The organism is Pelotomaculum terephthalicicum JT (genome assembly GCF_022410535.1).
Taxonomy (GTDB): domain Bacteria; phylum Bacillota; class Desulfotomaculia; order Desulfotomaculales; family Pelotomaculaceae; genus Pelotomaculum_D; species Pelotomaculum_D terephthalicicum.
On sequence record NZ_JAKNBL010000001.1, the window covers coordinates 165,517 to 188,528 of the forward strand.

The 23,012-nt window shown below is 52.5% G+C and carries 19 protein-coding genes; 3 read left to right on the forward strand and 16 right to left on the reverse strand.

The features are described 5' to 3' along the window. Positions 1-2 precede the first annotated feature (2 nt). From mutL to mutS, 4 genes are all read right to left on the reverse strand, one after another. The gene (mutL, locus tag L9W92_RS00790) at positions 3-1,880 is read right to left on the reverse strand and encodes a DNA mismatch repair endonuclease MutL (protein ID WP_240081859.1); all 1,878 of its coding nucleotides are present in this window, start codon (positions 1,878-1,880) and stop codon (positions 3-5) included. Between the two features lie 184 nt (positions 1,881-2,064). Continuing rightward, positions 2,065-3,432 (reverse strand): histone deacetylase family protein, encoded by a 1,368-nt coding sequence (locus L9W92_RS00795; protein ID WP_240081860.1) that lies wholly within the window; start codon positions 3,430-3,432, stop codon positions 2,065-2,067. 2 nt (positions 3,433-3,434) lie between these two features. Then, a complete protein-coding gene (locus L9W92_RS00800; RefSeq protein ID WP_240081861.1) occupies positions 3,435-5,111 on the reverse strand; it encodes a hydantoinase/oxoprolinase family protein in 1,677 nt (558 codons plus the stop codon). 57 nt (positions 5,112-5,168) lie between these two features. Continuing rightward, positions 5,169-7,778 (reverse strand): DNA mismatch repair protein MutS, encoded by a 2,610-nt coding sequence (gene mutS, locus L9W92_RS00805; RefSeq protein WP_240082154.1) that lies wholly within the window; start codon positions 7,776-7,778, stop codon positions 5,169-5,171. A 405-nt stretch (positions 7,779-8,183) separates the two neighbouring features. Here mutS and L9W92_RS00810 point away from each other — a divergent pair, with 405 nt between their 5' ends. Then, the gene (locus L9W92_RS00810) at positions 8,184-8,663 is read left to right on the forward strand and encodes a DUF2179 domain-containing protein (protein ID WP_240081862.1); all 480 of its coding nucleotides are present in this window, start codon (positions 8,184-8,186) and stop codon (positions 8,661-8,663) included. 58 nt (positions 8,664-8,721) lie between these two features. On the opposite strand, the gene L9W92_RS00815 is transcribed toward L9W92_RS00810, so the two are convergent. From L9W92_RS00815 to L9W92_RS00845, 7 genes are all read right to left on the reverse strand, one after another. After that, entirely contained in the window at positions 8,722-9,816 is a 1,095-nt protein-coding gene (locus L9W92_RS00815) for an ABC transporter ATP-binding protein (protein WP_240081863.1), read from the reverse strand. Further along, positions 9,817-10,611, reverse strand: coding sequence for an ABC transporter permease (locus L9W92_RS00820; protein WP_240081864.1), 795 nt, complete (start codon positions 10,609-10,611; stop codon positions 9,817-9,819). 25 nt (positions 10,612-10,636) lie between these two features. Beyond that, positions 10,637-11,452, reverse strand: coding sequence for a molybdate ABC transporter substrate-binding protein (gene modA, locus L9W92_RS00825; protein ID WP_240081865.1), 816 nt, complete (start codon positions 11,450-11,452; stop codon positions 10,637-10,639). Between the two features lie 42 nt (positions 11,453-11,494). Then, positions 11,495-12,163, reverse strand: coding sequence for an ATP-binding cassette domain-containing protein (locus tag L9W92_RS00830; RefSeq protein ID WP_240081866.1), 669 nt, complete (start codon positions 12,161-12,163; stop codon positions 11,495-11,497). A gap of 18 nt (positions 12,164-12,181) precedes the next feature. Further along, positions 12,182-12,853, reverse strand: a complete 672-nt coding sequence (gene modB / locus L9W92_RS00835; protein ID WP_240081867.1) for a molybdate ABC transporter permease subunit — start codon at positions 12,851-12,853, stop codon at positions 12,182-12,184. Between the two features lie 15 nt (positions 12,854-12,868). Further along, entirely contained in the window at positions 12,869-13,636 is a 768-nt protein-coding gene (modA, locus tag L9W92_RS00840; RefSeq protein WP_240081868.1) for a molybdate ABC transporter substrate-binding protein, read from the reverse strand. A gap of 269 nt (positions 13,637-13,905) precedes the next feature. Continuing rightward, positions 13,906-14,070 carry a hypothetical protein gene (locus tag L9W92_RS00845; RefSeq protein WP_240081869.1) on the reverse strand — a complete coding sequence of 55 codons (165 nt, stop codon included), beginning with the start codon at positions 14,068-14,070 and terminating at the stop codon, positions 13,906-13,908. A 394-nt stretch (positions 14,071-14,464) separates the two neighbouring features. On the opposite strand from L9W92_RS00845, the gene L9W92_RS00850 reads away from it, so the two are divergent. Next, positions 14,465-15,421 (forward strand): substrate-binding domain-containing protein, encoded by a 957-nt coding sequence (locus tag L9W92_RS00850; protein WP_240081870.1) that lies wholly within the window; start codon positions 14,465-14,467, stop codon positions 15,419-15,421. 12 nt (positions 15,422-15,433) lie between these two features. Here the strand turns inward: L9W92_RS00850 and fdhD are convergent, their stop codons facing one another. From fdhD to L9W92_RS00865, 3 genes are read right to left on the reverse strand one after another with little or no spacing between them, the layout of a single operon-like run. Then, the gene (gene fdhD, locus L9W92_RS00855; protein ID WP_240081871.1) at positions 15,434-16,249 is read right to left on the reverse strand and encodes a formate dehydrogenase accessory sulfurtransferase FdhD; all 816 of its coding nucleotides are present in this window, start codon (positions 16,247-16,249) and stop codon (positions 15,434-15,436) included. 20 nt (positions 16,250-16,269) lie between these two features. Then, on the reverse strand, positions 16,270-17,493 hold the full coding sequence (locus L9W92_RS00860) for a molybdopterin molybdotransferase MoeA (RefSeq protein ID WP_240081872.1): 1,224 nt from the start codon (positions 17,491-17,493) through the stop codon (positions 16,270-16,272). 22 nt (positions 17,494-17,515) lie between these two features. Next, complete coding sequence (locus tag L9W92_RS00865) at positions 17,516-18,547, reverse strand: molybdopterin-binding protein (RefSeq protein ID WP_240081873.1); 1,032 nt, start codon at positions 18,545-18,547, stop codon at positions 17,516-17,518. Between the two features lie 246 nt (positions 18,548-18,793). Between L9W92_RS00865 and L9W92_RS00870 the strand changes: the two genes are divergently transcribed. Further along, the gene (locus L9W92_RS00870; RefSeq protein ID WP_240081874.1) at positions 18,794-19,429 is read left to right on the forward strand and encodes a TetR/AcrR family transcriptional regulator; all 636 of its coding nucleotides are present in this window, start codon (positions 18,794-18,796) and stop codon (positions 19,427-19,429) included. A gap of 181 nt (positions 19,430-19,610) precedes the next feature. On the opposite strand, the gene L9W92_RS00875 is transcribed toward L9W92_RS00870, so the two are convergent. Together L9W92_RS00875 and mobB are read right to left on the reverse strand one after the other, a co-directional pair. Continuing rightward, on the reverse strand, positions 19,611-21,674 hold the full coding sequence (locus L9W92_RS00875) for a molybdopterin-containing oxidoreductase family protein (protein ID WP_240081875.1): 2,064 nt from the start codon (positions 21,672-21,674) through the stop codon (positions 19,611-19,613). An 808-nt stretch (positions 21,675-22,482) separates the two neighbouring features. After that, positions 22,483-22,986 (reverse strand): molybdopterin-guanine dinucleotide biosynthesis protein B, encoded by a 504-nt coding sequence (mobB, locus tag L9W92_RS00880; protein ID WP_240081876.1) that lies wholly within the window; start codon positions 22,984-22,986, stop codon positions 22,483-22,485. Between the last annotated feature and the right edge of the window lie 26 nt (positions 22,987-23,012).

Here is a 23,012-nt window from a genome sequence, read left to right on the forward strand (position 1 = left end):
CGCTACCTCTTGAAACGGGTTTCCAGATCACGGTTGGAAAGATGGATAATCGTGGGTCTGCCGTGCGGGCAAGTAAATGGATTCTCCGCCCGGGCCAACCTTTCCAGTAAAGCTTCCATAGCGCTAAACGGCATTTTTTCCCCGGCTTTTATCGCTCCCTTGCAAGCAATCGAGGAAGCAAGCCGTTTTAAAAATTCAGCTTGCTCCGGAACAAAACCTTTTTCCTTGAGGAAATCAACCATGTCCAGGAATAGCTCCTTCCCCCGGCCTGCCGGCAGGTAGGACGGCGCTCCCCTGAGCAAGAACGTTTTGCCGCCGAAATGTTCAATGACAAAGCCTGCTTCGCTAAACCGGGGCAGCAATTCAACGATAATCGAGGTTTCGCCGTATTCAAGCTCCAGCGTTTCCGGAACAAGAAGCAGCTGACTGGGATAATTGCCCTGACCGGCCAGGCATTCCTCGTAGAGAACCCTCTCGTGGGCGGCGTGCTGGTCAATGATATAAAGACCGTCTTCCCCCCCTGCTAGAATATACGTCGGGAGCAATTGGGCCAGCGGGTGAAGAATAGGAAATTTTTTTCGTTCCAGCGGCAAAACGGATTTTTCGAGCCGGTTGTTTACAACCTCGCTACCTTTTTTTGCAACTATTTCAAACGGCTCCGTTGGCTCCGGCCCGGCAACCGGCCGCTCACGTCTTGCCTCCGGCGGAAATATCGCCGGCACCTGCTCGAAAGCAGTTTTGACCGGCTCTTTGTAATGGTACGGATTAGTTCGTTCAGCAATTGCGGAAGGAATAACCGAGTCCCCGCGCAGCACGCTCCTCAGCGCTCCGGCAACCAGGGCGGCAACCCTCTTTTCCTCCAAGAGGCGCACTTCCGATTTTGCCGGGTGCACATTCACATCCAGCTGTTCCGGCGCCACAATTAAAGACAGGACAGCCACCGGCCTGCGTCCCGGGAACAGCAGGCCGCGGTAAGCGTTTTCAACCGCCGCGGCGACAGCCGGGCAGCGCACGTAACGGCCATTGATAATAACGGTCAGGTGACTGCGCGTGCTGCGGCTTAGTGATGGCTTCCCGGCATAACCGTCGATGCCCAGGTCCCCATCCGCCGCACTCACCGCAATCATTTCCTTGGCCTGCCCCGGACCGTAAACGGCTGTCACGGCGTCAATCAGCCTGCCGGTGCCGGGTGTATAAAAAACACGCCTGCCCTGGGTCAACAGTTCAAAACGGACACCAGGCCTGGCCAGGGCCATCTTAGATACCAACTCCCCGCACAACGCGCCTTCAGCGGCAGGGCTTTTCATCGCTTTGCGCCTGGCCGGCGTATTATAGAACAAGTCATTAACTTCAACAGTAGTGCCCGGCGCGCACCCGGCCGGACTCACAGCGGCAAGTGCCCCCCCCTGTAACTCAGCGCGCGTCCCCGCCACCGAGCCAGGCACGCGGGTGGTCATGGCCACTCTGGCGACCGCCGCAATACTGGGCAGCGCCTCCCCGCGGAAGCCGAGCGTGTTCACCCGGCGCAAATCAGCGGCGCTTCTAATCTTGCTGGTGGCATGGCGCAGGAAAGCCAGCCGGACATCTTCCCCGGACATCCCGCAACCGTTGTCTGAAACAGTGATCCGAGACAGGCCGCCTTCCGCAAGATCAACGGCGATCCTGGTAGCGCCCGCATCCAGGGCGTTTTCCACCAGTTCTTTCACTGCCGACACCGGCCGCTCAACCACTTCACCGGCAGCAATCTGGCCGGCTGTGAATTCATCCAGGATAACTATGCCCGCCAATACCGCACCCCGCCATTCTATCCCGGACATTATTTGCCCCGGGTAAAGTCTAGAACTTAGCAACACAGGCATTTTTATGTACCTGCTGTTCATTATAACACGCGCCGGCGCGATCCAAAAGAAAAACCCTGGAAGCGGTGATTTATTCTTTGGTGCTGCCTGGATATTGTTAAGGCTCAACAATCGGCAATTATCCGGCTGTTGAGCCTCATTTTACAAGCAAAGCCTCTTAGCACTCTCTTATAAGGTAAGGTACAATATTTGCAACCAATCAAACTTAGCTACCTTCCGAACGCCACTCCTTGCCGTTAGCGGTATCGTAACCCAGGAAAAGATCGGCTGACTTATCTTGCAAATATACATACGAGTATGTCCTTGCCTTTTTTGCCTTTTCATATAAATCCGCGGCCTCTGTCCGGCAGGAGGCACAGGCGTCAATGGGAATTGACAGGCACAAGGCCTTTCCGCCGGTCTGCCCGTAGCCGTGGTTCGCTTTAGTTTCAATTGACAGATAGCCTGGGCAGTTGTCGCAAAGTCTGAGCTTCTCAAGCTGGTTTTCCTGAATGTTATCAGTATCGTAATATATCCTTTTCGTATGTTGAAAATAGTTGCCGGTCATATCGCTTTGACTGATCGATACCTGGTCACGCTTAGCCCACCGCTGCAATAGCTGGTCGACCATTCGGCGGACCTGTCCGGCTAAATCAGCGCTTTCCCTGAACTTCTGGTAGTCGGGCTCAAGCACTGCGGAGTAGTCAAGCCCCGCCAGCGCCAGAATGATCCCCATATTCACGTATGGCAATGCCGTTTCAATGGCATAGCCGCCTTCCAGCACGGCCAGGTCCGGCCGCAATTTCTCGGTCAGCCTGGCGTACCCCTGGGCGGTAAAGCGCATGCTGCCGAGCGGGTCGGTGAAATGATTGTCCTGGCCGGCCGAGTTCACGATGAAATCCGGCTTGAAGTCACTGAGAACCGGCAGGATCAGGTTGTCAACAATGTACAGCAGGCTCTCATCTGTCGCTCCGGGGGGCAGCGGAATATTGATGGTGCGGGCGTAAGCCCCGGGGCCGCCCAGTTCGTTGGTAAACCCCGTGCCCGGAAAGATGGTGCGTCCGTCCTGGTGGAAAGAGATAAACAGAACGTCCGGATCGTGCCAGAAGATGTCCTGGGTGCCGTCGCCATGGTGGACATCCGAATCAATAATGGCCACGCGCTTAATCCCCTTGCGCCGCCGCAGGTAATTCACCATGATCGCTTCGTTGTTGATGTTGCAAAAACCGCGGTTGCCGTGCACCACCCGCATGGAGTGATGGCCGGGGGGCCTGACCAGGGCAAAGCCGTTTTTGATCTGGCCGGAAACAATCTCGTCGGCCAATAAAATGGCCGCGCCGGCCGCGATCAGGTGCGCCTCGGTGACTTGGTCCTCCACGCGCGGCACGCAGAAATGCGTCATGGCAATATCATGGGTGGTTGCCAGGACGGGAGTATATTCCGATACCTGCGGGAGATCCATTATCCCTTCCTCAAAAATTTGGTCGCGGGTGTAAAGCAAACGCTCCTCCCTTTCCGGGTGGGTGGGAGAAATAGCCCAGTCAAAGGCCGGGAAAAAAATCAAACCGGTCGGTTTTTCACTGGCATTAGACATACTCATTTACCCCCCTTCTCAATCCGGCAGGTTATCCCCCTGGGAGTCTGGACAGTAAAATCATACAAGCGGCCGGAGGTATCCCAGCCCCTGATCATATTGAACACTTCCCGGTAAGTTACCTCGATCTCGTCCGGCGTTACCGCCAAGCCGTAATCGGCGGCTCTTTCGAGCAGTTTTTCCCTGGCCAGCGCCAGCGCTTTTTGCTCGTTGAATGACCGCTTGTCGATCTTACCCTGAAAACCTTCTTCCCGAATCTGGTAATATCCTTGCTCGGTGTCAGCCCGCAGACTCACCTGAAGGGTGGGCCTGGCCACCGCCGCCCCCACGGCGTTCGCAACCGGGGCGTATGGAGGGATGACCGGGTCGCATCCCAGTTTGGCGGCAATTTGGGGAATCAAGCCGTCCGCTCCGCCGCCCACGCCGGCGACAATGGAGGGACGCACCTTTCTTTTCTGCAGCAGTTCCCAAATACGGTAAGCAGGCTCCTGTTCCCATTCCAGGAACATTTTTTCCACCTCCGCCGTGATGCTGTCCGCAATCAAATCGATTACCCGCCCGGCTGTCTCGGCGGCGGACAAGCCGAGAGGCGCCCCAAGCTTCTCCATGGCTACCTCGGCCTTGGCCTCCTCACCCAGCGCGGTCAGGCCAAGCACTCTGAGCGCGTCGGTAGGCGTCGGCGCCGGCCCGCCCATGCAATAAGCCGGCCCAAGTCTTTCCGGGCGAAAAACAATTTCATCCCCCGCAAGCTCCAGCAGGCTGTCGCCGCCGACAGGCACCGATCTAACGGCCAGGGTATGCACCTGGGTCAGCTGTTCGTTAACCCGGGCGCCCTTTGCCGACAGCAGCGGCTGCCCGTTCAGAATCAAGGCGATATCCGTGGTGGTGCCGCCGATATCGACGACCACCTCAGTTTCGTCGGGGGGAGTCAGCGCCTGCACTCCCAGCGTGCTCGCCGCCGGACCCGAAAAGATGGTTTCCACCGGCTGTTCTACGGACTTATCCAGCGGCATCGTGCCGCCGTCCGCCTTCAAGATAAACACCTCGGCACTTATCTTTCTCTTCTCCAGCGCTTGGCGGACGGAGTTGACGAAATTACGGTACGGCTCCCTGGTGGCGCAGGTCAGGTAAGTTGTCGCCGCACGCCTGGGGAAGTTCAGCTGGGGACCGGCGCGGAATCCCAATTCCACCTGCCAATCCGGATATTTTTCTTGAATAATCGCCGCCACCTGCTTCTCGTGGGCACTGTTCCGGGGTGAAAATTTACCGGCCACCCCCACCTTTTTATAGCCCTCCGCAGCCAGTTCCGAGAGCGCCGCCACGATTTCCTTTTCGTCCAAAGGCACGATTTCCCGGCCGCGGTAATCAATCGCGCCGGTCAGGATGATTGTCTTCGTTTTGAAATCATAATACCGGTGACTCAGACCGGGTCCGGGGATTAATAAAAGGGCCACCTTATCGTACTTGCGCCCGGCGATGAGGTTGGTGATTACTGTCGTGCTGATGACGATCCTTTTCAGGTCCTTGTTGTCCACATCTTTCAGCACAATATCGAGCGCTTCCAGAACGGACTCAAGCAAATCCGCCCTGGTCGGTATTTTGGCAGTGGCGCGAACAGCTTCATGATCAAGGAGCACCGCGTCGGTATAAGTTCCGCCCACATCAACACCAACAAACATTGTTCTCCCCCCTGCAAGCTTTAGTCGTTACAGATAAACCATTCTCTCATTTAACTACTAATCCTGATTCCTGACTTCTTGCTCCTGATTCCTGATTCTGACTCCTGACTCCTTAAGCTCGTTCTGCAATTGGCAAAGCTTGTTAATGGCTTCAAGCGGCGTCATCCGCAGCACGTCCAGACGCCGCACTTCCTGCAAAACCGGATGTTCCTCCGGGGCAAGGCTCTCCGCGGGTTCCGCGGCGGCAGCCACCTGCCGGGCCGGTTCTTTTACCGATTCCAAACTTTCCAGTACTTCAGCCGAGCGGCGGATAATCTCACCGGGCAAACCGGCCAGCCTGGCCACGTGAATGCCGTAACTGCGGTCGGCTTTTCCCGGCACAACCTTGCGCAAAAAAACAATATCTTCCCCTCTCTCATCCACAGCCACGTTATAATTGACGATACCCGGCAAATTATCAAGATCGGTCAGCTCGTGGTAGTGCGTTGAAAACAAAGTTTTCGCACCCACCCGCCGGTGAATATATTCCACCAGCGCCCGGGCGATGCTGATGCCGTCGTAAGTGCTGGTGCCGCGCCCCACCTCATCCATGATGATCAGGCTTCTCTTTGTCGCGCCCGTCACAATGGCGCGGCACTCGTTCATCTCCACCATGAAAGTGCTCTGCCCGCCGGACAGGTCGTCCGCAGCCCCCACCCTGGTAAAGATCCGGTCCACCAGGCAAGTCCCGGCAAACGAAGCCGGAACGAAACTGCCAATCTGGGCCATTAAGACGATCAGGGCCACCTGACGCATGTAAGTGCTTTTTCCGGCCATGTTCGGGCCGGTGATGAGAAACAGGCGGCTGTCAAGGTCGTCCATGACAGTATCGTTGGGAACAAACTGACCGGGTCCGAGCACGTTCTCCAGTACAGGATGACGTCCGTCCCTGATCGTAATTTTGCCCTCATTGTTGATCACCGGCCGGGTATAATTATCCATGACAGCGGTCTCACCCAGCGACAGCAAGACGTCGGTCCCGGCGACCGCCCCGGCGGTAGTCTGGATGCGGCTGCTCATGGCGGATATCTTTTCCCTTATCTCGTTAAAGAGATGGTATTCCAACTGCACCAGCCGTTCCTCAGCGCCCAGGATCATATCCTCATATTCCTTCAGTTCCGGGGTGATGAACCGCTCGGCGTTGGCCAGCGTCTGTCTGCGCTGATAATCCTCCGGAACCAGCGGCAGGTGGGATTTGGTGACCTCGATGTAGTAGCCGAACACCCTGTTGTAGCCGACTTTTAGCGATTTAATGCCGGAACGCGCCCGCTCCCGCTCTTCCAAACCGGCCAGCAGCGATTTCCCGTCCCGGCCGGCAAAACGCAGCCGGTCCACCTCCGGGTCAAACCCGGTTTTAATAATCCCGCCGTCCCGCAGCGACAAAGGCGGGTCATCTTCTATAGCCGACTCCAGAAGCGTCCTGGCGTCGTCCAGCAAGTCCACGGCGTTGCCGGTTGCCCGCAGCAGGGAAGCATCTGCCTGCTCCAACAAGGACTTTATCTGCGGCAGCTGCGCCAGGGATTTTTTCAAGGCCACCAGATCCCTGGCATTTGCCGTGCCGAAAGATATCCGGCCGGACAGCCTTTCCAGGTCGTAAATATTTTTTAGCCCTTCCCGCAAGTCATGGCGCAAAAAAACTTCTTCAGCCAGTTCCGCGACAGCCTCCAGCCGCGCCTCTATTTCATCGCTGTCCAGGAGGGGCCGCTCGATCCAGTTTTTCATCAACCGGCCGCCCATGGCGGTGACAGTGTGATCCAGCACATGAAGCAAGGTGTTTCGCCGGGAGCCGTCCGCGATGGACCTGGTCAGCTCCAAATTGCGCCTGGTGGCCGCGTCCAGCACCATGAACCGGCCCGGCTGGTAAAATTGAAATCTATTCAGGTGAGATAGTTCCCTTTTTTGCGTTTCTTTCAGGTAAATAAGCAGGGCGCCGGCCGCCGGCGTCAGGTAATCCAAGTCGGATATCCCGCACTGATCGCGAAAAGACGGGCCAAATTGCGCTTCCAGTGCCTGTCCGGCCAGCACCGGGGAAAAAGCGTCTTCCCGGAAGCCGCTAACAACAGGCATGCCGATCAATCGCATGTCTTCCGCAAGAACCTCTCTCTGGGACCGGGGAACAATCACTTCCGCCGGCCTGAGCCGGGCGAGTTCCTCGGTTAACGCCAGCCGGGCCTTTACACCGGAAAATGAAGCAATCATAAAGGTGCCCGTGCTGATGTCCGCAACAGCGAGGCCGAATCCTTCCAGCACCGGGGCCACGCATACCAGGTAGTTATTATTTTTATCCTCAAGAAGCTGGCTCTCCATGACCGTGCCGGGCGTAATCACCCGGGTGACTTCCCGCCGCACGATACCTTTGGCGGCAGACGGGTCTTCGACCTGCTCGCAGATGGCTACCCGGTGCCCTTTATCGATCAGCTTGGCAATATAACCTTCAGCGGCATGATACGGGACACCGCACATGGGAACACGCTCGCCGGCACCCCCGTCCCGGCCGGTCAGGGTTATCTCCAACTCGCGTGAAGCAAGGTGCGCGTCCTCAAAAAACATTTCATAGAAATCGCCCAGGCGGAAAAAAAGAACGGCATCGGGGTATTGTTTCTTGATCTCAAGGTATTGCCTGATCATCGGCGTATAACTCACCGGAATCCCTCCTGCCGTTAATTATAACACATACCTGCGCAGAACAAAGTTAGATCACCCGGACGTTCCTATTGAGCATTCGATACACCGCCAAATTTGTTCATCCGCACAGTTAATTATAGCATTAATATCATTAAATTCCACGCCTATCCATATGACTTGACGTCAACGGTATTATGCCAACCAGAGAATAAGCAACTCATAATTTAGCGTAATCCCCGTATAACGAAGTATTGGACTTCTTGTTTAAGGGAAAAATGATTAAAATGCCTTGTCAATAGGAAACCGACAAGAGCATCACCGAAATATTTATCGAAGGGTGAGGAAATTCTGGAAACCATCTTTACAAACCCCGTTTACGGCTATTTTTTAATTTTCGCCGCCAGAGTAGTGGATGTCTCACTTGATGTCTTTCGGCTTTTGATGCTGACAAGAGGTTATTATTTAACAGCGGCAGTCATTGGATTTTTCGAGGTGGCCGTTTTTGTGCTGGTTTTAGGTACGGTTATATCCGGCGGCATAAGTGATCCCCTGAAAATAATCGCTTACTCGGGAGGGTTTGCCACCGGGAACATCGTGGGGGCTTTTATTGAGGAAAAAATGGCCTTTGGCTACGTGATCATTCATGTGTTTCCGACAATGTCATCCAGCGGCGAAATGATTGCCCGGCTGAGGAAGGAAAACTACGGTGTCACCAAAATTGCCGGAGAAGGCAGGTCAGGTATGCGGAGAGTGCTGATCGTCACCGCAAAAAGGAAAAACCTTGCCAATATCCTAAAAACTATAGATGAGGTTGAGCCGGATACCTTCTTTAATATATCCGATATCCGCTCCATCCACGGAGGAGTCTTCCCCCGGCGCAGGCCTTAAAACACCCAGGTAAGTCGCCGTAAGTCGCCCTGTCGGATTCGCCTCTAATGCGGCTTATTTATTGAGGAATAACATGAAGATATTCCGGGTCAACCGATAGTCTTACCCGTTCGCCCCTGCTCAAATCAAGTCCCTGCCACTCGGCCAGGGACAAGCTGGATTGCCAACTGCTGCCATTTCCGTGACAGTAAACATCGACATGTGTTGAATTGATAATCACATCACTGATTAACGCTGACCAACTGTTTGCGGCAGGCGCCTCGCCGGCCCGGCTCAGGCGGATACTGCCGGCCCTGATGAACATAGTTAAAGAATTGCCTGCGGGGCTTAAACCTTTCGGCAGGCAGCATTCCGGCAGCGGCCCCAGGAGAATATCCCCGCCATGCTCAAACCACAGCTTACCCTCCCGCCCGACGACTTTACCCGGAATCAGGTTCTCGCCATGCAAAAATTTCGCCGCAAACTCGGTAGCCGGGTGAAAAAAGATATCCCGCGGCTTGCCGGCCTGCTCGACCTGGCCATTATGCAGCATGAGCATATGGCTGCCCAACTGCAGCGCCTCAGAAAAATCATGAGTCACGTGAATGATTCCAATACCTTCCGCAAGATGAATCTCCCTCAGCAGTTCCTGCGTGGCATGGCGGGTCTGCCGGTCAAGTGAAGAAAGCGGCTCATCCAGCAGCAGCAAAGGAGGCTTGGTCAAAATTGCCCTGGCCAGCGAAACACGTTGTCTTTCTCCCCCGCTCAAAAATCGCGGGTAACGGCCGAGAAGATGCGTGATATTCATTGTCTCAGCCAGGTATGCCATCCGCCGCCTCATTTCAGGAGCTTCTTTCAGCCCCCTGGCCCTCGCGCCGAATAAAATGTTTTCTTGGACAGTCAGGAACGGATACAACAGGCTGTCCTGGTAGGCAAACCCGAGACGTCTGCGCTCCGGCGGCAAATGAGTGATTTCTTTGCCGCTTAAGAACAAAGCTCCGCCGTTCAGCAGCCGGAGCCCGGCAATCGACTCAAGAAGAACCGTTTTGCCGCAGCCGGTCGGCCCTAAAATAACGACATAATCATCCGGCCCCATTGAAAACCCGATATTTTTGAGGGAAAATTTGCCGACATTGACGGTCAGGGCACATGCCTCAAGCAGGTCCTGGTTCATTTATAAACGCACCCCCGTTCCGGCAAAAACTTTGAAAGCAATCATCAGGAGCAGCGCCACCAGCAGCATTATGACTGCGGTCGCCATGGCAAACTGGATATCGCCGATGGACATATTTAAAAAAATTGCCACCGATAGAGTTTCCGTCTTCAGCCGGGTTATGCCGGCCAGCATGGCGGTCGCCCCGAATTCACCCAGCGCCCTGGCCCATGCCATCGTCAGCCCGCCCAGGATGCCCCCCTTTGCCAGCGGCACGGTCACCCGCACGAACACACCCGCGGGGGAGTAGCCAAGCGTGCGCGCCACATTCTCCATTCTGGGATCAATTGAGTCAAAAGCTTGTTTAAATGTTCTGATGGCAAAAGGAGTGGCGATAAACCACTGAGCAACCACAACTCCACGGGTGGAAAACACAATGTCCATGCCGAGGCGGGCAAGCGCATCCCCCAAAACAGGGCCGAACAGAATCAATAAGGCGATTCCGCTGACCAGGGGCGGCAATACGATTGGTATGTCCATCAATGTGTCGATTAAAACTTTCCCCGGAAAACTATAGCGGGATAGAATAAAACCGCATGGAACGGCGACGACGGCTGCCAAAGCAGTGGCGAGAAGTGACGTCCACAGAGTAAATACGACCGCGAAATGAAATTCCGGGTGATGAATTACGGAAACAAAAGCGGCCCATTTCCCGTAAAACAACAGGCCGCCGACCAGCACCACCAAAAATATTGTAATCAGGATAAAAATCAGCCAGAAAACTCCCTGAAAAATATTTATACGAGTAGTTAACATATAAAATTACCTGACTTTTGCCCTATTAAGCTTCCGTTTTAAAACCGTATTTTTTGAAAACCGCCGGACCTTCCTCTTTCATAAATTCAAGAAAATTTTTTGCCTGCTCTTGCTGATCACTATAACTAAGCATGGTGCAGGGAATTTGATCAACAATATTTACCGAAGGATCGATTTCCACCACATCCAGCTTATCCAGGTTTTGGTATGTGTTGCTGTATTCCACAATACCCGCGTCTCCCTGGCCCATCCCCAGCGTGGCGATAACCTTTGCGGGCGTCTCTACATAAGTCAGTGCGTTTTTCTCGATCTCCCCGGTAATGCCCAGCTTGTCAAATGTTTTAAAAACAGTTTTACCAATGGCGGTAGCCTCTTTATCAGGAATAACCAACTTCAAGCCGGGCCGGGCCAGATCCTGCACTTTGCTGATTTTAGCCGGATTGCCTTTCGGCGTAATGATTACCGGAGTGTGGTAGGCAATCGGCCCAACCATCTCGGCTATGCAGCCTTTTTGTTTCGCCGTCTCCACAAAAGGCATGCCTCCCGGCATGTAGATATCACCCTTTTTCGTCGTTTCCAGTTGGTTCAGCAATGACCCCGCGTTATTAAAAGTCAGCTCGACCTTGACTCCAGTTCTTTGCTCATAAACTTGCGCCAACTCACTGACCGGATCTTTCAGGTTGGCGCCGACATAGGCGAATAACGGCGCTTTCCCCTGCGCCGGCGGAGTATTTGACTCTCCCGCCGGCTGGCTGGAAGATTTGCCGCACCCGGCAATCAAGAGCAACACCAACAGCGTCAAAAACCCGATCTTTAAAATTTGCCTGTGCTTTTTCTTCAAAACCAGTCATCTCCTCATAACAACGCCCCTTGTTTAATGGGGCTATTGCACTGAAACTGCCTGCAGGGAATCGCCCCTAAACCGCCCGTTTTCCAGCGAAACGATTAAATCACCAAGAAATTGGGCGTCCTCCTCGTCATGGGAAACCAAAACAAAGGGTATCTTCCACTGCCGGTGCAGCTTTTTCACTTCTTGCCTTAAGCTCTCCCTAGTGCTTTTATCAAGAGCGCTGAACGGCTCATCCAGCAAGAGCAGCTGCGGCTGGACAACCAGCGCCCTGGCCAGGGCCACCCGCTGCCTCTCCCCGCCGGAAAGCTGGCCGGGATATCGCTCAATGAGATGCCCCACGCCAAAGGAATTCAGCAGTTCAACAGCATCCACACCACTGGTGCCCGCCCGCCTTTTCCCCCGCAGTCCGTATAAAACATTTTGCCGCACAGTCATGTGGGGGAAAAGTGCGTAATTCTGAAAAAGATAGCCGACATTTCTCAGACGGGTGGGAACATCGATCTTTTCGTCAGAAGAAAAAAGAACCTGAGCGTTGAGCTTGATAAATCCGTCGCTTGGTTTCAGCAAGCCGGCCAGACAATGTAAAGTTGTAGTCTTGCCGGCGCCGGAGGGACCCCACAGCACCAGGATTTGATTATCAATTTTTACTTCCAATTCCAGGTTAAAGTGCCACAGTTTTTTAGAAATCCTGACTTCCAGCATTATTTTTATCACCAAATATTAATTTTGATGCTTTTTTGCCCAACGATTTACCCAATAGATAACTATAAAGCTAAACACTGTAATAACGGCGACCAGCGTTCTGGCCATTTCATTTTTCCCCGCTCCCACGGCAAAATAAATAGCCAGTGGAATAGTCTGAGTCTGTCCGGGAATATTGCCCGCCACCATCAAAGTGGCGCCAAATTCACCCAGCGCGCGGGCGAAGGTCAGCACCAGACCCGCGAGAATGCCCGGCCAGGCCAGGGGCAGCGTAATCGTAAAAAAAATCCTCAGTTCACTGGCCCCCAGAGTCCTGGCCGCTTTTTCAAAGTTGATATCCACGCTCTTAAAAGCTGCCTTGGCGCTCTGGTACATCAGCGGGAAAGCCACCACGGTGGAAGCAATGACGGCCGCCCACCAGGTGAATATCAAGGTAACACCCAGTTCAGCCAGCATTTTGCCCAGCAAGCCGTTTTTACCAATCAAAATGAGCAGTCCATAGCCTACGACAGAAGGCGGCAGCACGAGCGGCAAGGTAATCACCGCTTCCAGCACGTCTTTGCCGAAAAACTCTCCCCGCGCCAGCAACCGGGACACAGGCAAGCCGAGACAGGTAACAACCACTGTTGCGATGACTGCCACCCGGACAGAAAGGAGCACCGGGTACCAGTCAGTTAATTGTGCGAACATCTCAACTCCATAGCACTACTTGAGTACTTTAAAGCCATATTTTTCGAACACCTTTACTGCGTCGTCACTCTGCAGGAAAGCGGCAAACGCCTCTGCTTCCTTCTGGTTCTTGGTGCTCTTGATCACGGCCATGGGGTAAACAATGGGCTTGTTGGAGCCGGCCGGGGCAGCCGCCACGATTTTAACGTCCTTGCTAATGGCAGCATCGGTGCGGTAAACGAGGCCCGCCTCCACATCGCCGGTTTCCACATAGGTAAGCACCTGGCGTACATCTTTGGCCGGAACCATCTTGGGCTGAAGCTGGTCCCAGAGCTTGAGGCTGGTCAATGTTTCTTTGGCATATTGGCCGGCGGGCACAGTATCAGGATCACCAGTACTTATCCTTTTAACGCTGGCGTCGGTCAAGCCCTCGAATCCCGTGAGCGCGCTGTCTTTCCCGGCCACCAGCACCAGTTCGTTGCCCAGCAGGTCTTTGCGGGAAGAGTCCACTATCAGACCTTTTCCAGCCAGGGCGTCCATTTGGGACTTGCCGGCGGATATAAACAAGTCGGCCGGGGCGCCTTGTTCAATTTGCTGCTGCAGGGCCCCGGAAGAGGCTAGATTATAGGTAATTGTCACGCCGGAATGTTGCTTTTCATAAATTTCCTTTAATTCTCCCGTGACGTCCTGCAGGCTGGCCGCTGCCGAAACAGTTAATTCTACCTTCTCCTTGGCGCCTCCGCAGCCCGCAACGGCCCCCACGACAAACAGCATTAGTGTCAAAAAAACAAATATTTTTTTCATTACTTCCTTCTCTCCCCAATTGATACATTTTTCAGGCTACATAGTAAAAGCTATCATCCTCCTTATCGCATCCCTGTAGGACATCCCCTCTCTTTGCAATAATTGCAATACTGTCAATAATCGCAGCACTTGACATAACTATATATAATTGTACTAAAAATAATAAAACAACTTGCTATAGTTGTCAATATATATATAGTTGAATTACGTATTATTGTTTTTTGTTCTCTACTAAAGAGCCTTCATGAAAACCTACATAATATATGATATCATCGTCGGCCGGCCCTAATGCTATTGTAAGCAAAGTTAAACATGATACCACTGACTTCGTCCACGGATAATCTTCCTTTCACCGATAACCAGATGCCGCTCTTAATTGAAGTCTGCATTTCTTTGCGCTGTCTTGCTTCTACCAATTCTCTGTCCGGCTCCATTCAATATTACTCTTAGTTCGGGCCCCAGTTCAGGTCCCAGGCTTAAAACAGCAGCCTGTTTCAATTTCTCATAAAACACAAAACAAAATCAAATATCATAAAAATAAACTATAAAACCCATGAACAACATGATAAACGAACATTAATTAATTCAAGATGACATGCCTTTATAATAAGCACACACCCGGTGTAATGTCAATACAAGAAGAAGAAAAAACAGATGGGCTCCTTTAAGAAATCCTTGACAATACCCGTCCAGAGTCCCATGACCAATCAGACTGCTCAATTTATCCTGCCAACTTAATCAGATACCACAAAGATACCCAAAGATGATTACCAAAAACAAAAAAATGGGATATAATAATATTCATAATTGGTGAAGGGAGGAACATGTGTGAGAGAAGAATCTTCTTTAACTCCCGAAGAAGTCGCAAGCATACTGAAGATTGCCAAGAATACGGTTTACGAATTAATCAAGCGGGGAGATCTCGCGGCCTACCGGATAGGCCGCAAATACCGGGTTGACATACGTGACGTTGAGACCTACAAAAATCAGGGCAAGAAAATGGAACGGCCGTACTCAAACACCCTGCAGTTAAACGAGTCTCATCCTTTGCAGATGAAAGCGCAGATAACTCCATGTTCCCAAGGGGTGGTGATCTGCGGTCAGGATATTCTATTGGATATACTGGCCCTCCATATTGAGCAGCACCCGCACGGAACCCGCACCTTCCGGTCATACATCGGCAGTTTTGACGGCCTATCAGCCGTTTACCAGGGGAAAGCTCATATGACCGCGATTCATCTTTGGGACGAAGACACCGGGACATATAACATTCCGTATGTGCGCCGCCTGCTCCCCGGCATCCCGATGATAATCATTCATTTGGCCTGCCGGATGCAGGGATTCTACGTGGCCAAGGAAAACCCTAAAAAAATAATGGACTGGAACGACTTGACCCAACCCGGCCTCCGTTTTATAAACCGGGAAAAAGGGAGCGGCACGCGAGTCCTGCTGGATGAACGGCTGCACAAATTGGGTGTGGACAGGCGATTGATTTCCGGTTATGAAAGAGAAGAGTTTTCCCACCTCGCCGTGGCCAGCACCGTCGGCCGGGGAGAGGCCGATGTGGCTTTAGGAAACCAAAAGGCGTCCTTTCAGGTTCGTAATATTGATTTTGTCCCACTGCAAAAAGAGCGTTACGAATTGGCTATAAAAAAAGAATACTTGGAAAAACCCCTGTTTCAGGCGGTGCTTGAAATACTCCAATCCAGTGAATTTAAAACGGAGATTGGGGGACTGGGTGATTATGATTTGACTGAAACAGGGAGAATAATCGCTGAGACATAACCAGCCACCCTTTTACATAATCACTTTCTCGGGGTGGCTGTATACACTCATTGCGTCGCCGCGCGCAAATCCTACCAAAGCGATGCCGAACTGATCGGCCAAATCCACTGCCAGGCAGGTGGGGGCGGAGCGTGACAACACAAGGGGTATATGGCTGTGGCCGGCTTTAATTAAAATCTCCGAGGACACACGCCCGCTCAGCAGCAAAAACTTGTCGTCCGGCGCTAAACGGTTCAGAACGGCATAGCCTAAAACCTTGTCCACGGCGTTATGGCGGCCGATATCCTCGTACATGGCCAGCAACCCTGTATTATCGGCCAAAGCCGCGCTATGCACGCCGCCGGTTTTGCGGAAAGTAGCGGAGCCCTCCTCCAGCGCGCCGATCATTTTCAACAGGTGGGAGGCGGCGAACTGTTTTGATGACTGCACCGGCTGCAAGTTACAAACATCATTGACGAAGTAGAGGGACGCCCGTCCCTTGCCACAGCAGCTGGTAATTTGCCGCTTCAAAAAACTGTCGACCTGCTTCACTGGGGAAGCGGTTTCTATCCACAGCAGCCCGTCACTTTCATTAAGGGTAATATCCTTTATCTCCTCATGATTTTGAATCATTCCTTCACTAAGCATGAAACCTACCGCCAGTTCCTTGTGCCCACCCGACGAACAGACTAAAGTAGCCAGCTCAACATCGTTTACATATATTGTAAGCGGTATCTCCTCAACAATTGAGGCGCTGCCTGGTTTTACTTCACCATGCTTATAAGCGATTATCTCACGATCTTGATAAAGCTGCTTTTGAGTCACTTCGCGCTCAGCTCCTTTCATCATTTCGATCAGCTTATCTCATTTTATTTCCCGATTAGGGCAGGTTTAAGAAGGATAATGGATACCTTCGCGCCTCTTTCAACAGGCGGGTGCCCCGCCGGAAGATCAATCAACGCGTTGCAATCCCTGGTTAAAGCCCGCATCATGCTGGATTTTTGGCCGGGCAATATGGTCGCTTCCCATCCCGCTTGACCGCAGAACGCGACTGCCTGCAGAAAACGGCGGGGGCCGCCTCTTTTGGGAAAAGCATCGGCGCAAACCGCCGCAAGGCGAACTTGGCCGGGGTCAAGCCCCTGCAAAGCGCGCAAAACCGGCACCGCCAGCAAGTAATACCCCACCGCGCACGCCGACGGATTTCCGGAAAGTGAAATGATCAGCTTGTTTTCGCGGACGGCAGCGCTGCCGTGACCGCCCGGTTTTACTTTGAGGCCCCAGTACAACAAGTCCGCTCCACTTTGTTTAAATACGGAAACAGCCTGATCACCAACCCCGTAAGCCGTCCCGCCGGTAGTGAGCACGAGGTCGGACATCTGAAGCAGCTTCTCCAGCCGTTGTCTTATTTCCGTGGAGCTTTCAGCGCCGGCCAATTCAACGCTGGTCACCCGCCCTCCGTCGCGCGTCACCAGCGCGGCCAGGAGCAAGCCGTTGCTGTCCCGCATCTGGCCCGGCCGCGGTGTTTCACTGCAGGAAACGATATCCGGTCCCAAACCTAAAATAGCGACTCGCGGGCGCCTGAACACGTCCACCTCCGTTTTCCCATAAGCCGCCAGCACGCCGGCCAACCCGGGATTAAGGACGGTGCCTTGGCGGGCAAACCGATCTCCAGCGTGAAAGTCCTCTCCCTGCACTTTAATGTTGCCGCCAGGCGGGATCTTTCCTCGAAAAGTAATGTATTCGCCCTCCGGTTCAGCAGCCTCTTGCGGAATAACCGCCGCCGCGCCGGCAGGTAAAGGACCGCCCGTAACAACTGCGACAGTTTGGCCGGGGCCGATCTCCGAGCGGGGAGTTTCACCCGGCAGGAGGCGTTCTTTCACCTCAAAGCGCGTGTGGTCGCTCCCGCCTTCCGCGGGCACGGCATAGCCGTCTACCGCAGCCTGCGGGTATTGGGGCAGGTCATGGTCCGCATATATGTCTTCCGAAATAACACAGCCCAACGCCTGCAGCAGGGGAACAGTCTCCCCCGGCAAAAGCGTGACACGGCTCAAGATCAACTCCCGCGCCTTTTCCAATTCCACATTTTCAAGCACTCTACTTCTCCCGCCCTTACTATTAGATTTCTGCCGCCTTGCCGAATGAACACGCCGGATAGCGGCAAACCTCGCATTCTTCACAGAGCCCGCCCTGTCCCAGGGCGACAATATCTGCCTTGCTCAACCGCTCACCGGCGAAAACACGCGGCAGGACAAGGTCAAAAACGGTAGTTTTGTTAAACATCACGCAGCCCGGCAGGCCGCACACCGGCACATCCCCCAGATAAGCCAGCATAAACATGGAGCCCGGGAGCACCGGCGCCCCGTAAGAGACGACATCGGCCCCGGCAGCCTTGATCCCGGTGGGGGTAACGTCATCCGGGTCTACCGACATGCCTCCGGTTACTATTACTAATTCTACACCTTCACCGATCATCCTGCGTATTTCCGCGGCGATCCAGTTCGGGTCATCGGGCACGATCACATGGCCGTGCATCAGTGCGCCGAAGGACTCGGCTTTTTCCCGGACAACACTGTAAAAGCCGTCCTCGATGCGCCCCGTGTAAACCTCGCTGCCGGTAGTTACAATCCCAACCCGAAGCGGCTGAAAAGATTTTACAGACAGCAACGGCTCCGGCCCGGAGCAGATTTCGTCCGCTTCCTCCAGGATATGACGCTGGATCGTCAGCGGGATCACCCTGGTGCCGGCGACAATTTGCCCTTTAAAGACCACCCGGTTGTTGTGCGCAGTCGCCAGGACCACCCCGTCCAGGCTGTTGAGGCGGTTCAACCGGCCGCCCCGCACTTTCAGAAGGCCGTCGTGGGCGGCCCGCAGGCTTACCTTGCCCTGACTGGGCTCATTCCAGATCAGGCCCGGCCCTGCGGCAAGCCTGGCCAGACGCAGGGCCGCTTCGTCTTCGTGGACTAAATCGTTTGCCGGTTCCCAAACATAAATGTGCGCTTTACCCAAGTCCAGGAGTTTAGGAATATCTCCGGACGTAATGAGCTGACCCTTCCGGAAGGCCCGTTCTTTTTTGCGTCCGGGGATAATTCTGGTAATATCGTGGCAGAGAACCATGCCCACCGATTCGGCTACAGGCACCTTCAGCATGTAATAACCTCCTAGATTTTCTTGATTTTCACGGCGCAAATCTGATAATCGCTCTGTGCTCATCAAACGGAACACCAATCTTTCAAATATGCAATTTATCTCCGTATGGCATCCGCAGCGCCCTTCTCGCCCGCGCTTTGACAATATCCGGGTTATGTGATATTATCTTTCTGCCCATCCTAATTAATTACCGACAATTCACCCACGTCCCATATTAAGAGTGCATGAAGGGAGCTTGACAGAAAGTTGATCCGGACAAAACAACGTAAAGAAATGCAGACTTCAATTAAGAAAAGCTGGATTCTTGAAAAGGCGGGAGTGCTCTTCTGGCAAAAAGGATATCACAACACAAGCATGAAAGACATTGCCAACGCCTGCAACTGCAGACCCGCCAACTTTTACAATTATTTTAAAAACAAAGAAGACATCCTGTACGAGGTAATCAGGAGCATCACCGAACAGGGCGTTTCCTCCATTCTATACCTGGAAAAAGATCAAGAAATAAACCCGGTTGAACAGTTACGGTCACTGATTAAGAGCCATTTCGGCTTCCTGGCCAGTCTGAAACAGTCAAACGTAATGATATCCGACACAGGAATGAAATATTTATCCCGCGAGCACCGGAAAGAAATCATCAGGCTGCGCGACATCTACGACAGCATCCTGCATAAAGTCATCCAACGGGGTATTGACGCCGGCTACTTTGCCACCACGGATGTTAAGGTTGCCGGCTATCTCATCGCATCCATAATTGTCCGGAGCAGCGTCTGGTTCTCGATGAAAGGAAGATTATCCGTGGACGAAGTCAGTGATATCATGTTTAACTTCGCTTACAGGGGCATTAAGGCCGACGATGCGAATCCGCCCAAAAGGAATGCCTGATTCTTAAAACCTTGGACAATTAGTCAACCTGTAAAATTTTGTCCCCCACAAAATCTTGGGTTTTGTGGGGGATTTGCTTGTATGCTACTTATCTCTAACAACTTAGGAATGGTGCTGGCGTTATTAGTTGCAAGTAAAGGTCTCAGGTCTAAAAAGAAAGAAACTGTGTTATCCTTCTGCCTTATCTGCTTGGATCTATTTTGACGAGGCGGCAGGCATTTCCTCTCATGGTAATATAGCCGGACACTCTGTCTCTAACCCTGGAGTCAAGCAGGAGGTTGACGTTGGCCTGTGGCCAGCCGTGCGGGATGGACACTGCGCCCGGTCTGATATCTTCGGTTACTCTGGCTTTGATCTTGATCCGGCCGCGCTGTGTTTCCACACCCATCATTTCACCGTCGATGATGTCATATTTCTTGGCGGTGACCGGGTGGATCATTGCGTAGGGCTCGCCCATTAACGCCCGCAGTCCGGGTACGTCATGCATCTGGGCGCCGATGTATTCCTGATTCCTGGCGCCGGTGAGCAGTGTTTCCGGATATAGATTGGCCAACTCAGGATTGGCAACATAGCTTTGTTCCGGCTCGACGTGCTCGGGCATGGGATCCGCGCCCAACCTTTCCATCTCTTTGGAGTATAGTTCTACTTTACGACTGTTAGTGGCAAAGCCGACTCTGTTAAAGAGCTCATATTCGATCTCGCCGAAATACATGCCCGCCGGGTTATCGACCAACTGCTGATAAGTAACACCGGTTGTTGAGAACATGTGCTCCGCAACCTCTTCGTCTGTCTTCCATGGGAAATATTCGCCCAAGCCAATCTTATGACCAAATTGGCTCCAGATCCACCAGATCGGTTTGCTCTCGTAAAGCGGCTCGATGACTTTCTTGCGCAGCATGATATAGGGCACGCAGTGCGAGATGGCATAGGGGAAGCCGCCGATGCCCGTCTCTTCCAGGAAGGTGCAGGCAGGTAGCGCATAGTCGGCCAATTGGCTGGTTTCGGTCATGTACGGGTCGATGCTTACAAATAACTCTAGATGCTTTAAAGCCTCTAAGAAGCGGTTGCTATCCGGGAAGGTCAGAGCCGGGTTGCTGCCCGAGCTGATGAAGGCCTTGATCGGATACGGCTTTTCAGAGATCATTGCCTCTGTCATCATTGATGCGGAACCGTATGGGGGAGTGCGTTTGTTGAACTGGTGGAATACCGGGTATTCATCGTATCCAAGGTTTTTCTCCTCAATCGGCACACGCAGGTCGGCCAGGCGGATTTGCGGGCAGGTCACCCATCCGCCAGGGCGGTCGACTTTGCCGCAAATGGCGATTAAGATGTTAAAAGCTCTTTCAGTCTGGAGGCCGTTTTGATACTGGTTCAGGTGGCCCACGCCTTCCAAAATGGCGGCTTCTTTGGTATTTGCGAACATCCGCGCAACCCGCCTGATGTCCGCGGCCGACACGCCGCTGATTTCCTCAGCTCTTTCCGGTGTATATTTCTTGACATGCTCTGTCAGTTTATCAAAACCTTCGCACCATTTTTCAACGAATTCATGGTCATAAAGGTCTTCAGTAATAATGGTATTCATCATGGCCAGGGCGATGGCGCAGTCGGTGCCCGGGCGGGGCTGCAGATAGAGGGCTTGTTTTGCCAGCGGAATCTTGCGCACGTCAATAACGACTAGTTCTAACTCACCCTTCTCGAGTCTTTCCCGGATGTCCTTGCCAATCGGGAAGTAACTATCCTCAGGGTTGTGTCCCCAGAGAATAATCAATTTGGCATTGCGGGGCTGTTCCACCGGGTAGCGGCCAAAGGTAATCTGGCGGGCCAGGATCCGGGTGCGGAAACAAATTCCTTCCGGGTTAAAGAAGTTCGGCGAGCCGTAAGCTTTGGCAAAGCGCTGGTTAAATGCAGCCATTTCGAAGTGCTCGACACCAACTGAACCGGTCCAGGTAGCCAGGGTGTGGGCGCCGTATTTTTCCTTCAGTTCTGCTAATTTATTAGCAATTTCAGTCGTTGCCTGATCCCATGAAATTCTCTCGAATTTCCCGTTGACTTTCTTCATGGGGTATTTCAAGCGGTTCGGGGAATATGTTCCTTCCACTAGAAATTTGGCCTTGGCGCATATTTCACCTTTGTTCAGCCAGTGATCGGGTGTGCCCTCGACCTTGACCAACTTGCCATCTTCCACGTAGCAATCAATGCCGCAGCAGTTAATGCACAAGGCACAGTCAGTTTGAATCTTTTGCATTTTCTTAACCTCCAAGATTTATTATTCGATTTGAATAAACGACCACTAACTCACCAGCAAAATTTTACCACCTTTACGAAATCCAAATTTATCGACGTCACATTAAACACCCTTTAGCGAGTAGCATTCACTCGCAGCGCCTCTACTGATACCTGAACAATAGTGAAACGGCTTTGTTTAATGCCGCACCCCCTTTGAACACCTACTATTTTCAGCCGGTTCCTGCTGCTATTACTTTTGTATCAGTGGATAAAAAACTGCATGATCCGGTATGGACGGATAAAGGAGAGTTAGTCGCAAATTGATTAATTAATGAACATTAATTAATCGGTTGAAGTATAACATTAACCATTTGGATTGTCAATAGATAGGTAGCAATTATACTTTGTCAACGTAAGGCTTCTTTCATATATTAATCAGTATTGTCAACCATTGATTGACCGCCTACAACTGCGATTAAACATGAATTACCGTTCCTTAAGAAGTAATCTTGTCCTTCAGGTATTGACGCCACTGCCGTGGCCTTGGCTATAGAGCTATTGATTCAATATTTGCAGGCAATCCCTCCTTGCCAGTTTTACCGGGTTATATGTAATTCTTATGCCAATCAACCTCCGAACTTGCATGCAAGAGAAACCCTATCTTTACGGCAGGATATTCATCAGAGATTCATCCGAACTATGTATGAAAGTCACACACTGTATGATAAAAAGACAAAAAAGGCAATACAAACATCGGAACATCTTCCATAATTTATATTGCCTCAAATGAAGTGATTTATGTTTTTATACCCTATCGGCCCGGCAACCTATATTTCTTTCTTTATAATCACCCGTTCAATCAAATCGGCTGTTCCCACTGCGTCGTTCAATCCAAAGCACGGAACCCCGGCACTTTGCGGCACGTTGCTCACCACGGCAAGAAGTTCCTCCGCGGGGATTACCGGCCGTTCAGTTACTCCCTGCTGAAAAATTTCTATCTTGGGCCATTTACCTTTCTTGTATCCTTCGATTACAATCACATCTACCCCGTCAATCATAGAAATTACTTTCTCCGCAACGGGTTCATGGTCAAATTTTTTGATCAGGGACACGCCGCCCGGCGCCGCCAGGGCAACAACGTCCGCGCCGGCCCGGGCGTGCCGCCAGGTATCCTTAGCCGGCTGATCAAATTCCACCGGGTGATGCGTGTGTTTAATAATTCCCACCCGGTAGCCGCGGCGTTTCAGTTCAGCGATCAGCTTTTCCAGAAAGGTTGTCTTGCCGGAATTAGAGTAACCGGCCAGGCCGATTACCGGGATAGACGTTTCCATGTATATCGCTCCTATTCAACAGTCGA